The sequence below is a fragment of the Bacillus sp. BS98 genome (genome assembly GCF_008432245.1).
GTDB classification, from domain to species: Bacteria; Bacillota; Bacilli; order Bacillales; family Bacillaceae_G; genus Bacillus_A; species Bacillus_A toyonensis.
The window spans coordinates 80,064-97,373 of sequence record NZ_CP043832.1 but is presented as its reverse complement, the minus strand read 5'-3'; the positions used below and the strand labels follow the sequence as shown (position 1 = coordinate 97,373).

Sequence of the window (17,310 nt, the reverse complement as noted above, 5' to 3'; positions counted from 1 at the left end):
ATGTACCCTTAGTTATTGTTAGGATTAACACAACATGAGACATAGCCCCAACCCATATTTTACTTTATTTATCCATGATATGTATTGAGAAAGAATGTAAATTCGAATCCTTTCCGTACCCCAACTATTGATCGTTTTTTTCACCTATTATAATTAATTATTTAGAATGTCATAATAAAAAACTGTAAAAAAATAACGAGTCCCTTAACGTACAGGAAGCGGTTGAAAAATATGTCTAAACGCACAATTTTCTTTTTTTGATATGGTGCCTCCATCGCAATCAAGCTAAGGTTTTGAAGTACCCACTAAATGAAATTTTTCTTTCTCTATAGTTAGTTATTTTGAGAAGTCAGCTCATTTTTTGTTTTTGGGGTGTTTACTTTTCTTAAGTTGATGGATGTGGGGTCTCGCCACATCGCTATCAAGCTAAGCTCATACAACGTCACTTATAGTAGAGGTTATTTCTTTTTTTCTAGAGGATACATGTAGGGAATTTAAAGATTTGCATACGAAATAAACCCTAATGGGTTTCACTTTTTTGAATTAAGCGACTTGATTATCAGATAAGGTACAATTGTAAACGGCACTTAATATATCAAAGACCGTTTTTTTCTCATATCTATGGGATTTCCGCCAGTTTTGCTGTAGGAGATTGAACAGGCGATTTAACACCTTTGATGGCTCTTGGGTGTTTTTTTTGTATAGTTTGGAATAGAAGAAGAAAATGGGAGTAAAGAGTGGGGATTTTCTAAAAAGACATATCAACAGAAGACAGATTTTATATACTTAGCTGAAGAAGCTTTAACAAAAGAGGAGCTTGAATAGTATATACAATTGTATAAGGAAACTTTTTCTCTTCAGAAAAAAGGGTAGGCAGCTGAGTCGTTCAGCGTTATATCGTGAAATTGATAAGAGAAATTTGAAAATGAATAAATAATGTGTCTATGAATTTATTAGCAAATAAAATTCATAGACACATTGGAAAATGTTATAATTTCAAAAATTACTTTGCTAAATATGGATGCTAATTTTTATAGATATTATTGGAAGTGGGGTAATGTTGTATGAAATCAATAAATGTAAATGGGAATATATATCATATTGAATGTGTTCCTTTTGAAGATAAAAGTGAGCAGGACGAAGAGGGATACTACGAATATTTTTACAAAGGAGTCAATTTATCGTTTCACTCGGACAAAGAAACAATAAAAGCCCGAATTTATGATGGGGAAGAAGTAATATATTTTTTTAGAAATCCAATTCTTACTTTTGATATAGATTTTGAAGCGATAAAGGTATATATAATTAAAGAATATAATGTAAAAAAAATTAAGATTCCAGGTGGGGAAAAAGCCTATATAGAGTTATAGTCATAATCGATCTCTGTCTTTATCATTATATATTAAATGCAAAGGTAGGTAGTTATATGATTCGTGAAGCTGAACCAAAGGACAGTAATGTAATTGAAAATCTATATAAAAAATTAGCACCACATAGCAAAAATATTAAGGTTTTACCAGAAAGAATTGAGCAGATAAGGAATGATTCTAATAATTTTTTGTTTGTCTATGAGGAAAGTGGTAACGTCAAAGGGAGTATATTTATGACGTTTTGTCTTGATCCTGGATACCAATTTAGACCGTATACTGTTTTAGAGTATGTAATTGTAAATGAAGATTTTCGAGGTAATGGGATAGGGGAAAAGTTATTGAAACATGTAGAACAGATATCAATTGCAAGGGGTTCCACAAGAATTATCTTATTAAGTAGTGCAACTAGAATAAAAGCACATAAATTCTTCACTAAAAATGGATACAATGGAACCATAAGTAAGGGTTTCAAGAAGTATATACCAATTAATTAAATTTTATTTATAGATGCTTTTGCTTAGAGTGTTTAGAAAGAATAACGTTTTTTGTACTTAGAGGTAGTGAAAATTCGTAAGTTAATGGATATAGATTATTAACTTAAAACATCATAATTTCAATTGTCTAAAGACAATGGTCTTTCATTAATATAATAAATGGAAGGTTATTTAATTCCCTATTTTTGGATATGTAAAATTACATAAAAAAACATGTTTAAATAAGACGCGCTTTTATATATAACTAGAGGTAGAGAAGGAAAATTATTGTTTAGGGTTAATTTAAAATTTTTAATTTAATCGATGTATGATGGTATTCCTTTAAGAGAGAAATTAAGCAGTTAGCCTTTGCTAATCGCTCTTTTATTAGAGCTATTTAACTGTCGTTGTTAAGATGAATATCCGCATAAGAATCTTTATATTTAGGAAGGAATAAAAAATGAAAAAAATCGTATCAACACTATGTATAGCTGGAGTGACTTTAACTATTTTAGGAGCATGTCCTCAAAGTAGTTATGCTCATCTCGATCAAATTGATTTAAATGAGAATGATCCTATTACTGCAAGATGGTCTGCAGAAGCTCCGTATCATTCTGATAAAAGTACACATTTATGGATTGCAAAACAAGCTATTGAAATTATGAAAACAGAATCTAATATTGAAGCAAATAAGCAGGCTGTGGACTTTTTAAATTATCCACAATATAAAGATCTATTTTCTAAAGGATTATATGATGCAGATTATAATGCAGAGTTTAATGATGGTGGAACAGGAATAGGCGGCGTTTTTAAAGGCGGATGGAAATCTCATTTTTATGATCCTGATACTAAAGAAAATTATAGAGGAGAAACAAATCCAACGGCTCTTACACAAGGTAAGAAATACTTTTATGAATCTGGAGAACACTTACGAAATAAGGACTATGAAAAAGCTTTCTATTACTTAGGAGTAGCCACGCACTACTTTACAGATGCTACCCAACCTATGCATGCAGCAAATTTTACTGCAATTGATACGAGAGCTATAAAATATCATAGCTACTTTGAAAATTATGTTACAACCATTCAAAATCAATTTGCAGTCAATACTGGAGGGAATTATAACAATTCTCTATCCACACCTGAAGAATGGATTGATTATGCAGCCCGAGTAGCTAAACCTGAAATCCAAAATATTACTAATGATAAAACATTTAAGTATTATAATAGTGGTAAGGCACAATTGTGGCAAGAAATGGTTACCCCAGCTGTGCAGCGAAGCTTAGGAGAAGCTCAGCGCAATACAGCAGGTTTCTTAAATCTGTGGTTTAAAACTTTTACTGAAAATGTAAAATCTCCAAGTATAGAGACTGCATTAATCTATGATATAGAAGGAAACGTCATAGAAGCAGGGAGAAACTATTATATCGTACCAAGTGAATCTCCTTATCAAGGTCTAACATTTGAATGGTATATGGCAAATCGTTACGATTATGTCACACTTGCAAATAAAGAAAACAATGGTTTATCTGGTACACCTATGGAATTTGAATTCTACAAAGAAAATGATGCAAAGCTACACCACGGGGAGAGTATATATCTTCGCATGAAGCACTCAAATTACGACCAATTCCAATATTTAAATTGGTCTAATTATTCTAGTTGGATTCACCTTGCTCAAAAATCTGATAGTTTAGCTGATTTTAAAATTAAAATTAACCTGGACAATCCTACAGAATATAATATTTTTACAGATGACTATCCATTAAATTATGAGAATATAAATGCAAAGAAAAATTGGATTGTACTAGGTGAAAAAAAACAAAAACCTAGCTCATGGAAGTTTATCCCTGTTAGATAACCTAAAAAGAAAAGCACTCGTCCTTAATCAGAACGAGTGTTTTTTATCATTTTAACCAAGAAGGCTCCTTTCTCAAGGAACGCGAAGAGAGTAGGCGGGAGATGAGTTGGCTTCGGACAAGGGATGGCAGGAAGCCATCTTAATCAATTCAAAGATAAATATTATATATAACCAAACATATGCAATATCTTCTAAAAAGGTATCCATAATTCCCTTATTTCATCAAAAACCCATATTTGATGAAATAATAATTAAATCACTGAATACATTCGACAAAAATCTACTGTTTACGCATTGGGAATTTAATGTTTTAATAAAGTTGTAATTGGTATGACCATTATGGAAGAAGAATATGAAAAGCCTTCATCTATCCTAGAAGCTAGATGAAAAAACTATATAAAGTTCAAAAAAATGGTGTTATCTATATCGTACAATCAATAAATATGGACGTATATTAGATATTTAACTTCGAAAATAGCGAAGTTTTTTGAAATCCACAGACTTTCAAAATCGGGGTCATACTTCTCTTACGATTAAAGGAATTGAAACGCTTCATGCTCTATATAAACGAAACCGAAGTTTGCGACTAAACTTTGGTTTTTCAACGTGTAGTGAGTTACAGTGATTCCTTACTATTAATAAAAAGTGTTATAGGTTTGTTAATTTACACAATGAATACTTTTTTACATTTTACAGTAGTTGAACTACTCACCACTTAACGTCCTAACGGACTGTTTGAAGTGGGAGATTCCTGCGAACACCAATTATCCACCGGTTATCTTAGCAGGCTCTACCCGTAGTCCCTACGGTGAGAACATAAGTATCTTGTACGTTGACTCACCACACTCCCTACTTTAGCTTGGTTTTCGCAACTTCAGCAAGTGTGGGCGATAGAACGTTGAAGATTTTACGGTTGCAACGTTTTTCTGCAACCAACCTCATATCTTCAGTTTTCAAAGAGCAATCTGTACAAGTAAATGATAGCAAACATGTTGGCCTATGCCAACCGACATTCATCTCCCACCTAAAATTGGTGTTTCACACCTTCACATTTTTGAGGAAGGAGTCTTCTGTCGGAAAACGATAAAAACTATATTTAAAATAGGATGGATGAGTTTTGACATATATGAAAAATGATTTCTCTAAAATCAACTTTAACAGTTTAGAAGAGTTTGCGGACACAATTAGTGAGATTCTACAATGCCCAGTTACAATTGAAGATGTGAATCATCGACTTCTGGCATATAGTACTCATGACGAAAGAATAGACTCCGCGAGAGTTGCAACTATTATGGGAAGACGTGTACCTGAAAAAGTAATTAATAGTTTGTGGAAAGAAGGCATTATTCCTGAACTTTTGAAAAAACGTGAACCTATTCGTATAAAGAAGATAGATGGTGTTGGTCTCAGTAACAGGGTTGCTATCTCTATTTGGAACAAAGAGGAAGTTTTGGGGTTCATCTGGGCTATGGAAGACGAACATCCCTTAACTGAGGAAAATTGCACCTTGCTGAAAAAAGCTGCGGAGGCCATAAAAAGTAAATTAATACAGATTCAAGCTCGTAAAAATATAAAGGGCGAACAATCACAAGAATTTTTATGGAAATTATTGACCAATCATATAAAAGTAAATGAAGAGATTATTGAAAATTTCCATCGACTGCACATTACTCCTGCATCTGTATTTACTATCATCGTATTCCAGTTTGAACAGACAATTATAAATGAAATAGAAAGACAGATTTCTTATTTGTTAAAAACAAGCCAACATTTCGAAGGTTTACTTGGCACAATAGATCGTAATCGATTAATTCTTCTTATTCCATTAGATGGTGTTAATCGACCGTCCAATGAAATCAACAATTTCGTTGAAATGTTTGTGCATAAAATGGAAAAACGATTTGGAATTAAGTCTATCAAGCCAGCGTTCAGTAGTGTTTATAGTGATTATCAAAAAGTTGATAAAGCTTATAAAGAGGCTCTAACTGTTTTATCTATAAAGGAAAAATTCCCTTGCGACACAGCAAATATCTACGGATATCAAAATATGGGTATTTATCAATTGATTGACCTTCTCCTTGAGAAAAGAAAATGTGAAGAGTATGAAAATCAAGCGTTACAAAAGCTGTATGATTATGACCATAAGTATAATTGTGATCTTGTTGAGACGTTGGAAACCTTTCTGAACAAAGACTGCAATGTGGGGGAGGTAGCAAAATCTTTAAATATTCATCCGAATACATTAAGTTATAGACTTAAACGTATTTGTGAAATCAGTGAGATTGATTTAAAAGATCCAAATAAAAAAATGATTATGTTCTTGGATCTTAAACTAAAAAAATTCTTGTAGCAGCATCCTTTTGTGGAATTCCACAAAAGGATGCTGCATTTTTCTTTTTTTTCAACAATGAAAAAAGATTTTTAATACCCTATACTTGGACTACAACTAAGTTACACAAAGATAAGTACAGGGGGGAAATCATTTCATGATTATTGGAGTTCCAAAGGAAATTAAAAATAATGAAAACCGTGTTGCACTTACACCTGCAGGAGTTCTTACGTTTGTAAAGGCTGGACATAAAGTACTGATTGAAACAAATGCTGGTGTCGAAAGTGGGTTTAGAAATGTAGATTATGCATATGCGGGTGCAGAAATTATTCAAAGTGCTGCAGAAGTATGGAGACAATCAGAAATGATTATGAAAGTAAAAGAGCCCCTCACCAGTGAATACACATACTTTCGTCCTGAGTTAATTCTATTCACTTACTTGCATTTGGCTGCAGAGCCAGCTTTAGCTCAAGCTCTTAAAGATAATGGCGTTACTGCAATTGCTTACGAAACTGTAGAAGTGAATCATACACTTCCTCTTCTTACACCAATGAGTGAGGTAGCTGGACGAATGTCTGTGCAAATTGGCGCACAATTCCTACAGAAATCAAATGGTGGACAAGGGATTCTTCTGGCAGGTGTTCCCGGTGTAAATCGTGGAAAAATCGCTATTCTCGGAGGAGGGATTGTAGGAACAAATGCTGCGAAAATGGCAATTGGCCTAGGTGCTGATGTAACAATTATTGACTTGAATGCAGAAAGGTTACGCCAACTGGATGACATTTTTGGTACTCAAATCAAAACATTGATGTCCAACCCGTTTAACATCGCGGAAACAGTAAAACAAGCAGATTTATTAATTAGTGCTGTTTTAATTCCTGGTGCAAAAGCACCTAAGCTAGTTACAGAAGAAATGGTAAGGGCAATGAAAACCGGTTCTGTAATCGTGGATGTAGCCATTGATCAAGGTGGGGCCGTGGAAACTTGCGCTCATGTTACAACGCATGATAACCCGACATTCGAAAAGCATGGAGTACTTCACTACTCTGTTGCGAATATGCCAGGGGCAGTTCCAAGAACTTCCACCATCGCTTTAACTAATGTAACACTTCCATATGCTTTACAAATCGCCAATAAGGGTGTGCAAGAAGCAATCTTTGAAAACAATGCATTAAAACTCGGTGTAAACATGCTGAACGGTGAAGTTATATGTGAAGTGGTTGCAAAAGAACTCGGCTATGCTTGTGTTTCTATAGAAGAAGCTCTTGCGAAAAAATAAACCAAATTAACATGAGCCTTTCATGTATTAAATAAGATGAAAAAAGAAGCTAAGTTGTTGTCATTTGATTTAAGAAATTAGCGGTAAAATAGTTAAACTATCTGAATCCCTCAAGAAGATTGGATAGAATTATTATCTAATCTTCTTGTATTATAAGAAAGCTTTAATCGATTTAATAGTTAATATAAACATATCAGGAATCGTTTTCATATCCGTTAATGAAGTTTTAAAAATTATATGAAGGATAAACGTCTTTTCCTCCAAATACTTCAAAAGGATTATCTGTAAATCGTATCAACGCGGAAAAACACCCTCAATGTAGCTTTGGACATTGTATATATCCTCAACAACTTATATCTCTTCTATTAAAAAGAGAAAAATTATTACTTTGATTTGTTATTTATTAACGTCATAGCAAATCAAATGTGAATCACATAATAAAATTAATATATGCAGCGAAAGGGATTACTATTATGAGAAATACTACTAATATACAACGTATATCTATTACAATTATAGCAATTATTGCAGTAGTAGCTTGCTATTTTATGTATCAATCTCTTACTTCACCAGCAAGATCCGTAACGAAGCAAGAGAATTCAGTGCAATTAGCAAGTGAACAAGCCAAAAATGAAATAAAGAAAGAAGCACCAAAGCGCTTTAATGGCCAAGAGAGAAAAGTTGCTTATCTTACTTTTGATGATGGACCTGGTAAATATACAGCTGAGTTGTTAGACATCCTACGACAAAATGGCGCGGAAGCAACATTTTTTTTAATTGGTGAAAACGTGAAGCAGTTTCCGGATTTAGTGAAACGAGAGAAAGAAGAAGGCCATTATGTGGGCATGCACAGTATGACACATAACTTTAAGAAATTATATACCGATGGTGAGTATGTAAATGAAATGAAGGAAGATCAAAATTTAATAGCAAATATTCTGAAGGAATCTCCCAAATTAACACGTCCACCATATGGCTCCATGCCAGGACTAAATGAAGAACTTCGCAATAAAGCAGTAAAAGCTGGTTTTACAGTTTGGGATTGGACAATTGACTCTTTAGATTGGAAGTATAACAAGATGCCAATTGATTCAGCTTCAGCTCAAATTGTTCAAAATGTACTAGCAGGTGCAACAGAACCACAAGAAGTTATTTTAATGCATGATATTCATCCGCAATCTGTTGCTGCTGTACCAGCTATCATAAAAGGATTAAAAGAAAAAGGATATGAACTTGAAGCGTATCATGAAGAGGAACATTTTCCAGTAAATTTTTGGCACGATAAACGTATTTGACATTGTAGGAGGGATTGAAATTGTTTAATAGAAAAGCGATCCTAATAGGAATCATATCAATTGGATTTCTAGGGGGATGTTTAGGAGCAAAGTCAGAAGAGAAATTATACGTTGCTTTTGAAAAGGCAGCAAATCAAGAAAAAACGTTATCTGATAATGTAAAAAAATTAGAGCAGTTAGAAGCAAAGGGACAAGAATTGTATAATCAAATTATACAGAAAGGACAAGAGAATAATGAGGAAGCACTACCCCAAGTAGAACAAGCTGTTGCAAATGTATCTGAACGTGAGAAAGAATTAGATAATGAAGCAGATGTATTAGAAAAAGCACAAAAAGAAGTAACATCAGTTCTTAATGATATAAATAAAATCGAGGATAAAAAATTACAAGAACAAGCCAAAACAGTAGAAAAAGCTTATAAAAAACGTTATGATGCTTTTCTAAAAATGAATGGAAGTTACAAAAAATCATTAGTAATTGAAAAGGAACTTTATGAAAAGCTAAAAGAAAAAGAAACAAAACTAAAAGAGATTAGTGAGAAAGTTAAAGCTTACAATGTAATAAATGAAGAAACACTAAAGGAAAAAGAAAAGTTCAATCAATATACTACAGAGTATAATAAGGAGAAATTAAATTTTTATAAAGATGCGAAGATAAAAATAAAAGAGCAAAAGCCAGAGAAATAGTTATGAATTTAAGTATCTTGAAATTCTTCTATCTATAGACTAATCAAAATTTTACACCGAGCTTCTTATATTGAAAATCTGTAAAAAGGATAAATTGGGATTGTGAAATATTAGAAGGGGGTACTCTAGTACTAGTTTAACTAAATGATATAATCTAAAAGTCGAAAAAGCATTTTATAATGCTCTTTCGACTTTTTGGCTTGGTAACAAAGAATAAAATTACAAATTAAGGAATTTCTATATAAAAGTTTCGTTGTATAGATGTACTTTTTCTCATATTCATAGAGTTTTCATTTGTTTTCTGTTGATAATTACTTATGAGAAAAAGTAACCAAACATATCAGCAAAGTTTAAGGGAGGATTATACATGCCCACACAATTAAAGAAAAATAATCGTTATATGGTCGGATTAGATAGTTTAAGAGGACTGGCTATACTAGGTGTCGTGTTATATCACGTCAACTATAAATGGATACCTGGAGGATTCCTGGGCGTTACAGTCTTCTTTGTGCTCTCTGGTTATTTAATTACCGATCTTCTTGCTACTGAGTGGGAGAAATATAAAAGAATTGATTTAAAAAATTTCTGGATACGTAGGGCAAGAAGATTACTTCCAGGAATGTTTGTTATGCTCATTATCGTTTTTGCATGGGTGACGTTATTTCATAACTCCTTACTAGGAAAAATGCGGGGAGATTCGTTAGCAGCAGTATTATATATTAGTAACTGGTGGTACATTTATCATAAATTATCATATTTCGATAACTTTGGCCAACCTACTCCTTTAAATCATTTTTGGTCGTTGGCCGTTGAAGAGCAATTTTATGTATTCTGGCCATTCATACTTAGCTTAGGATTCTACTACATAAAAAAACGATCACGTATGACACTATTTATTTTTTTAGGAGCAATTGCTTCAGCAATTGCAATGGCTGTACTGTATGAACCAGGAAGTGATCCAAGTAGAGTTTATTATGGTACCGATACAAGAGCGTTTTCTCTATTAATAGGGGCAGTACTCGCTCTACTTTGGCCAAGTAATAGACTTTCTAATAAAATTATTCCGTCAGCCCGTCTTGTTTTAGATGTAGTTGGGGGAATCGCTTTAATTATTATTTTAATTATGTTTTGGGAGACAAATCAATATGACTCATTCCTATATCGTGGAGGAATGTTATTTTTATCAGTTGTTACTGCTTTATTAGTAGCCAACCTTGCTCATCCAACTAGCAGAATTAGTGTGCTTTTAAGGTTTAAACCATTACGTTGGATTGGTATTCGGTCCTATGGAATATACCTTTGGCATTATCCGATTATCACATTGACGAGCTCGCAAGCTAGTACAGAAGGACCTCATCTTACTAAAGCTATTTTTCAAGTTTTTTTGATTCTAATTATGGCACATCTTTCGTGGAAGTTTATTGAAAATCCAATTCGTCAAGGTGCATTGAAGAATCTTCGTTTAAAGGACTTGAAAATAAGAGACTTATCATTCGTTAATAGAGTTGCTTTAGCATGTACAATATTCCTCTCCATAACAGTTATCTTTGGTTTCTCAACAGCCGGCAAAGTAAAAGACAATTCTAAACAAGTTAGGACAGAGGCGGTACAAGTGAAAAAAAATGAGGAACCTGCTCATCCAGTTACTAAGGAAGAGAAACCGGTTGATAAAACATTAGAGGACGAAAATAAAGATTCCTCTAAACAAATTAAACAACCTAAAACTGTTACAGCCATTGGTGATTCAATTATGATCGATATCTCTCCATATTTAAAAGATGCTTTTCCTAATATTACTATTGATGCGAAAATTGGAAGACAGATGTCTCAAGCATTGGAGATAGTAGAGGGAATGAAAAAGGAAGGCACTTTAGGAAGTCATGTTATTATTGGATTAGGTACAAATGGGGCATTTACTACTGAGCAACTAGAATCGTTAATTCAGTTAATAGGTGATGAACGTGAAATTGTATTAGTTAATACTAGAATACCTCGTCCGTGGGAGTCCGTAGTTAATGAGAAATTAAAAGAAGTCTCTTCCAAATTTCCAAATACTGTGCTAGTTGATTGGTATGCAGCAAGTGCTGAAAATCAATCATATTTCGAACCAGATGGAATTCATTTAAATCCAACAGGAGCAAAAGAATACGCTTCACTTGTTGTTCAGCATATAGATAGGTAATTTGATTCTCGTCTAGATAATTTACCATTCATTTTATTTTTAAAATAGAGGTAGTCAAAACGTCTTTTTGTTATATCTATCAATAGGATTTAGCTGTAAAACAAGTTATTTAACTCCATAATTAACTAAACTCAAGGTTTGTTATAATAAAGAACATAAGCATGTTATTAGTTTAGAATAGAATTTAATCAGAAAAATTTATTTCCTTGATTTTACGTCAAACAAAAAGACTCCATTTTGAAAAAGATTAATCAAAATGGAGTCTTTTTGTGCTAATCAGTATATACATCAGAACAATTTTGTTACATTCGTATTCTTTTAAGTCTATATTTTCTGTTTCTATGTAATTTAGAAATATCTTGTGCTAAAAACGTAATTGTAATGATAACTAATACAAGATTAACGATAAAAGTCGTTATTACAATTCTATCTGTCAAAGAGAAAAAGGAGACATACATGAAGAAAATTACAGTAATGAAAGGAATACTTTGTCTCATTCGTTTGATAGAATTTGTTTTTTTCTTATCATAATATGTCATAATTGTGCCTATAATTAATAGTACAGGGGCAGTAATAAAGATTCCAATCCACCCAAATCCTTTTTTAATAAACCAAGGAAAAAATGGAACATTTGTGGAGCAAATAAATAGGGTAGTTACTAAAGTGAATAGTTGAATGAGTGTTAGGGTTATAGTTATAGTTAAATTGGCTTGTTTCATCTTTTTACACCTCCTAATGAACCTGTATATAAAATTATAAATAATTAATATGTTTTTATATTATTACAGTGGAAGTTTTATCAAGAATAAAAAGGTTAGCTAATCTCCTACTTACTAATAAAACGATTCCTGATAATGCTTCTAACTGTTTTTGTTTATCACTAGTAGTAGTAACCAGGTGATACATTTTCTCCTCATTGTTTTCTTCCATTCCACCTATATCCCTTTCCCCATACAGTAAGGAGAAATTGAGGATTAGAAGGACTAGGTTCGATCTTCTGACGAAGACGACTGATATTCACATCTACTACTTTTGTGTCACTTAAACAATTTATACCCCATATTTTATTTAAGAGTTCATCACGTGGAATTGGTTTTATGGAATTTTCCATTAAATATCGTAAAATAATATACTCTGTTGGAGTTAAGTCAATTTTTATCCCATCCTTATATAATTTTTCTTGCAGAATATTTAATTTAAATGGTTCTGAGTGAATTGATGCCATATCCTTTTTAGTTTCTTTTACTCTTCTTAGCAATGATTGTACACGTGCTACTAATTCATTTATACTAAATGGCTTTTTAATATAATCATCTGCCCCAATTGTCAAACCGTGAACCTGATCTTTACCTTGCACACGTGACGTTAACATGATAATACCAATCTTCTCGTTGTTTTTTCGTATTTGTTTGCATACCTGAAAACCATCTATTCCTGGTAACATAACATCAAGTATTATAATATCAACATTATGATTTTCTAGAAGATCAAGAGCTTTTTCACCTGTATCGGTTTCTAGAACATTGAAACCAGCATGCTTCATCTTTAAAGTAATAAAACTACGAATTGTTATCTCATCATCTAATACTAAAATTGTTGTCATACTCTCTGCTCCTTTATTTTCGTTGATAATCAGCCATGGATTTGATAAAAGATTTAGGATTCTGGTAGTTGGAGTTTTTGTGGAATTTCATATACATGCTCTCTTGTTTTAACTGCCGCTTCATAATTTTTGATCTTTGGCCATTCCTTATGATCAAAGGTATAAACTTCAAGCCACGTTTTATCTGTATCAGTATAAAAAAACGTTGAGTAGTTCAATGTAATTAGAGTATAGAGTGTTCAAAACGTTTTTTCATTGTTAAGAAGGGAGAAAAATACATCTCACTTTTGTGGAATTACACAAAAACTTTATTTAATCAATTGCATCCTGAACACCCTGAACCAATACTCTATTATTATTTTGCTACTGTTGTTTTCTATATGTATTACCTTCTAGCGGGTACCATATATGTCTATCAACCTAAGAACCTAATAAAAAAACGTTATTCTTTCTAAACAAGATTATTAGAAAGAATAACGTTTTTTATGAATCTTTTGATTTAAGAGGGATTACCAGTATTTGCTGAAGATCTGCGAAGACATTTAACTCATTCTATTTTGGAAGAACTCACAAAAGACTTAGGTTTTATAATCTGAAAGGATCATGTTTTACAACTCATAAGACATGTCTTCAAACCTTCGTGGCCTTATTATAAACATCGCATCTTTTTTCAAAGCATCGTGACTTTATTTAAAAGCGACACCATTATTCTGAAGAGGTGGATACCTCTCATATATATAAAAATGACGTAGAACATATTCTACGTCATTTTTATATAAACACTTTAAAGGATTAGGGGCCTTACATTTTGACTTTTTTTACATATCTGAATGAATTAAATTTATATTACCCGTTTAAGTGAGCCTGTAAAAGCAAAGGATATTGTAGTAGCTGTATTCTTTGCTTCAACTTTCCTGAATTATATAAATTTAAATTCGCTGTTTGTTTACAGATTTTGTAGCCATCAGAGTAGGTTCTAGGGTGTATTTACTTGATATAACACTGCTACGAATATTTGGAATCAGAGTCATTAGCGAGATTACATTTTTGAGATACTGCTTATTCTTCGCTTCAAGAGATATTTGTCCCAAACTTATTTTAAAATCCCTAACTTACTTCAATTTTCAATACACCTTTAACACTAAAACCAACCAATTTATACCCACTATATGAGCCAAAGATAGTGAGTATAAATTGTCATATCTGTTTTAACTTTAAATTGCATCTCATACCTTAGACTTTTGCAGAAATTCATGCTGATTGACAAGGTGTCACTCTTTTTATTGACTTTTTTTGGTGAAATTTTGCGCTCCAGAATTATTTAAACGTTAAGCATGACAAGTTTTAATAAAGAACTCCAATAATTCCATAATAGGAACTTAAATAAAGGTTCTTCCATAGTGTTTCTAAATATTTTTTTGCTTCACTGTACCCCATGAATTTCAAAACACAATAAAATCTAATTGTATATTGAAGAGGTGTTACTTGTTTGGTTTGAGGTAATACCACAGATGATACTTTTTGCTTTTTCACTTATCGAATAATCTACAACACATACATACTTATTAAATATTTACTAAGCTTAAATTATAGATACAAAAAAACTGAAATTTACTTCTTTTGTATCTTATAGAATGTAAGGACCTTACATCCAAAATTAAAACATTTATTTTTCGATAAGTAAATGATGAAACCTTATTTGTAATCATTTGTTACCTTTAATTGAACTACTCACCACTTAACGTCCTAACGGATTGTTTAAAGTGGGAGATTCCTGCGAAAACCGATGTATCCACCGGTTATCTTAGCAGGCTCTACCCGTAGTCCCTACGGTGAGAACATAAGTATTTTGTACGTTGACGCACCACACTCCCTACTTTAGCTTGGTTTTCGCAACTTCGGCAAGCGTGGGGCGATAGAACGTTGAAGATTTTACGGTTGCAACGTCTTTCTGCAACCAACCTCATATCTTCAGTTTTCGAAGAGCAATCTGTACAAGTAAATGCCAGCAAACATGTTGGCCTATGCGAACTTACATTCAGCTCCCACCTAAAAGTGTTGTTTCACACCTTCATATTTTTGAGGGGGAGTCTTCTGGAAGAAAATGATAAAGTTTATATTGCAATTGCTGAAAATAAGCATGTATGCATTTCATATCAAATACAAAATATGTTCCGAATGGGAGAATTATGATTAAATGCTGAAAAGGTAACAACTTTGTTACTTTTTGTTGATATTTGTCGATTTGAATGTTATATTCATAACAACAAAGAAAGAGTAAACAAAAAACCCTTATCAAGTGATATTTCAGAATTTTTAGTTTTCTCTACCTATGTACTTCTTGTGTCGAAGAAGTTTGTGCATTTTTTTCCACTCTTTCTTTGTTCACCCTACATAAGAAAACAATCTGTTTTTATACAGGTTGTTTTTTTTTGCGTTATAACGTCCAGCAAAAACATGGAGTGGCTTTGCAATATGTTTTATAATTAGACTTGTAGTTTACTTCAATTACGGTTAAAAAAATAATACCTTACAAAAGGAAAATGCAGTATAATGAAAAGGCTGTTGTCCCATTAGGACAGCAGTTTTTGTCGTACTGGTACAAAAAATAATATCACTGTCTATACTGAAAGTAATGAAAGAAGTACGTCACTTTTTTCATTATTAGGATATGGTTTGTAAGGGGTTATGATTAAATGCCGAAAAAGTAACAATTATGTTACCTTTTGTTGATATATGTCTTTTTGATGCTATATTCATAATAACAAAGAAAGAGTAAACAGAAACCCTAACTAGTATGATATCAGAATTCTTAGTTCTATCTAATCGATCTACTTTTTGTGCTTTATAAGTTTGTGTCTTTTTGCCATTCTTTCTTTGTTTTACCCTTAAATGAAAACAATCTGTTTTATACAGGTTGTTTTCTTTTTGTAAAAATATAATTTATTTTATTATTTTAAGGTATTTGTTTAAGCAAGACATGTACTATGAATTATAAGGTTCATTGTTTATTTATCCTATAATTATTATATAATAATTATAGGGTTTTATTTTAAAAAGAGATTTTTACTAATGATTTATATATATAATATATCTAGTATGTTATCTTTTTCTTTTTTAAGGAACAAAAAGTTGCTGTCCTAAAGGACAACAACTTTTTTCTATACTGGTGCAAAAAAATTAATAATTTCATTGAGCAAGAGAATCATTATTTAAATTGTCTGGGTTTCAAAACTTCGCTATGATTCTCGTATAATAAACATACATAAATCGGTAATATAGATCAAGGTATTGGTTCGCACTACTGATTTTTATAATACTGCTCGTCCATTAATTGGTTGAACTGGTCGGTTATTCGTTGGGAATAATTTATGGAACACTTTAATTTGTTTTTTGGACATCTCTATTGTCTGTTTCATCACAATCCATTGGACATTTTCAGTACAAGGAGGTGTGGTCAAAGACCCCATGTAACGGAAGGATGAATGATCAGAAGGAAGAATCTGTTTTATATCAATGGTATGTTGCACATCGGCCTTTATATTTTTTCTGTGCGGGAGATTTTGCCACATAGCTGCAAAACCTTCGTTTTTTTGTCCTTCTTTGATCATAATACCAACTACTGCTAACTGACCTTGATCATTTTGATGGACTAGATGTAATTCCATATCTGCATGTTTTCCTTCAAATTGGTGCTCACTTGGTGTATGAAAATGGAATTGTTTTAATGTGTAACGATTTTCTCCTAGCGTGAGATAATCATCAGAACTATTTGCTTTTCCCTCAATACTATGCCCATTATTTTTAATAGAAAATGATATTGGTTGATAGTTTATTTGCAAAAGATTATTATCAACTGTTGATTTTATTTGTTCTGTTTTGATATCTATCGGAGATTGTTCTTGCCCATTTAAACACATATTGTATTCTGGTTTCAATTTTCCCCAGTGCTCTGGACCAGTAGTCCCTTTATATGACCACTGCGTATTTTCCTTCGTAGATTGTTTTTGCGGAGCCTCTTGTTTTGCTGTGTTACATCCCATCAATACTACACTCATTGTTAATATAAGGGGAGTTTTATAAACAAACTTTAAGCCTTTCATACTGTTTCCTCCTTAGTTGATAAAACATTGTATTTAAAGAATATTGCTTGTAACTAAAGGTTCTGTTACAAATTCGCCAAAAATATTAAGAATTTAGAGAAGCATTCCTCGATTGTTATGCAATTTAAG

11 protein-coding genes and 2 pseudogenes are annotated in these 17,310 nt (G+C 32.3%); 9 read left to right on the top strand and 4 right to left on the bottom strand.

The window, feature by feature from the left end; translation table 11 throughout:
* Positions 1 to 543: 543 nt before the first annotated feature.
* Positions 544 to 727 (bottom strand): annotated as a pseudogene (locus tag F0362_RS28965) (IS4 family transposase); the annotation flags it as partial.
* 337 nt (positions 728 to 1,064) lie between these two features.
* Here F0362_RS28965 and F0362_RS28960 point away from each other — a divergent pair.
* The 9 genes and pseudogenes from F0362_RS28960 (at position 1,065) to F0362_RS28920 (ending at position 11,475) form a co-directional block, all read left to right on the top strand.
* Positions 1,065 to 1,370 (top strand): hypothetical protein, encoded by a 306-nt coding sequence (locus tag F0362_RS28960; protein WP_000836236.1) that lies wholly within the window; start codon positions 1,065 to 1,067, stop codon positions 1,368 to 1,370.
* Between the two features lie 56 nt (positions 1,371 to 1,426).
* On the top strand, positions 1,427 to 1,864 hold the full coding sequence (locus F0362_RS28955) for a GNAT family N-acetyltransferase (RefSeq protein WP_000617458.1): 438 nt from the start codon (positions 1,427 to 1,429) through the stop codon (positions 1,862 to 1,864).
* 439 nt (positions 1,865 to 2,303) lie between these two features.
* On the top strand, positions 2,304 to 3,704 hold the full coding sequence (locus F0362_RS28950) for a zinc dependent phospholipase C family protein (RefSeq protein ID WP_000725198.1): 1,401 nt from the start codon (positions 2,304 to 2,306) through the stop codon (positions 3,702 to 3,704).
* 337 nt (positions 3,705 to 4,041) lie between these two features.
* Positions 4,042 to 4,329, top strand: a pseudogene (locus F0362_RS31140) (DDE-type integrase/transposase/recombinase); the annotation flags it as partial.
* A 501-nt stretch (positions 4,330 to 4,830) separates the two neighbouring features.
* Positions 4,831 to 6,054, top strand: a complete 1,224-nt coding sequence (locus F0362_RS28940) for a PucR family transcriptional regulator (RefSeq protein WP_002040123.1) — start codon at positions 4,831 to 4,833, stop codon at positions 6,052 to 6,054.
* 136 nt (positions 6,055 to 6,190) lie between these two features.
* Positions 6,191 to 7,312: an alanine dehydrogenase gene (gene ald / locus F0362_RS28935; protein WP_098009795.1), complete on the top strand. Its 1,122-nt coding sequence runs from the start codon at positions 6,191 to 6,193 to the stop codon at positions 7,310 to 7,312.
* A gap of 473 nt (positions 7,313 to 7,785) precedes the next feature.
* Positions 7,786 to 8,607: a peptidoglycan-N-acetylglucosamine deacetylase gene (locus F0362_RS28930; RefSeq protein ID WP_001246628.1), complete on the top strand. Its 822-nt coding sequence runs from the start codon at positions 7,786 to 7,788 to the stop codon at positions 8,605 to 8,607.
* A 20-nt stretch (positions 8,608 to 8,627) separates the two neighbouring features.
* Positions 8,628 to 9,293 (top strand): YkyA family protein, encoded by a 666-nt coding sequence (locus F0362_RS28925; RefSeq protein ID WP_098009793.1) that lies wholly within the window; start codon positions 8,628 to 8,630, stop codon positions 9,291 to 9,293.
* 367 nt (positions 9,294 to 9,660) lie between these two features.
* The gene (locus F0362_RS28920; protein ID WP_001143142.1) at positions 9,661 to 11,475 is read left to right on the top strand and encodes an acyltransferase family protein; all 1,815 of its coding nucleotides are present in this window, start codon (positions 9,661 to 9,663) and stop codon (positions 11,473 to 11,475) included.
* A gap of 302 nt (positions 11,476 to 11,777) precedes the next feature.
* On the opposite strand, the gene F0362_RS28915 is transcribed toward F0362_RS28920, so the two are convergent.
* The 3 genes from F0362_RS28915 to F0362_RS28900 form a co-directional block, all read right to left on the bottom strand.
* A complete protein-coding gene (locus F0362_RS28915) occupies positions 11,778 to 12,194 on the bottom strand; it encodes a hypothetical protein (protein ID WP_149890187.1) in 417 nt (138 codons plus the stop codon).
* 194 nt (positions 12,195 to 12,388) lie between these two features.
* A complete protein-coding gene (locus F0362_RS28910; RefSeq protein ID WP_000207753.1) occupies positions 12,389 to 13,078 on the bottom strand; it encodes a response regulator transcription factor in 690 nt (229 codons plus the stop codon).
* A 3,311-nt stretch (positions 13,079 to 16,389) separates the two neighbouring features.
* Positions 16,390 to 17,181 (bottom strand): carbonic anhydrase, encoded by a 792-nt coding sequence (locus F0362_RS28900; RefSeq protein WP_149890186.1) that lies wholly within the window; start codon positions 17,179 to 17,181, stop codon positions 16,390 to 16,392.
* Positions 17,182 to 17,310 lie beyond the last annotated feature (129 nt).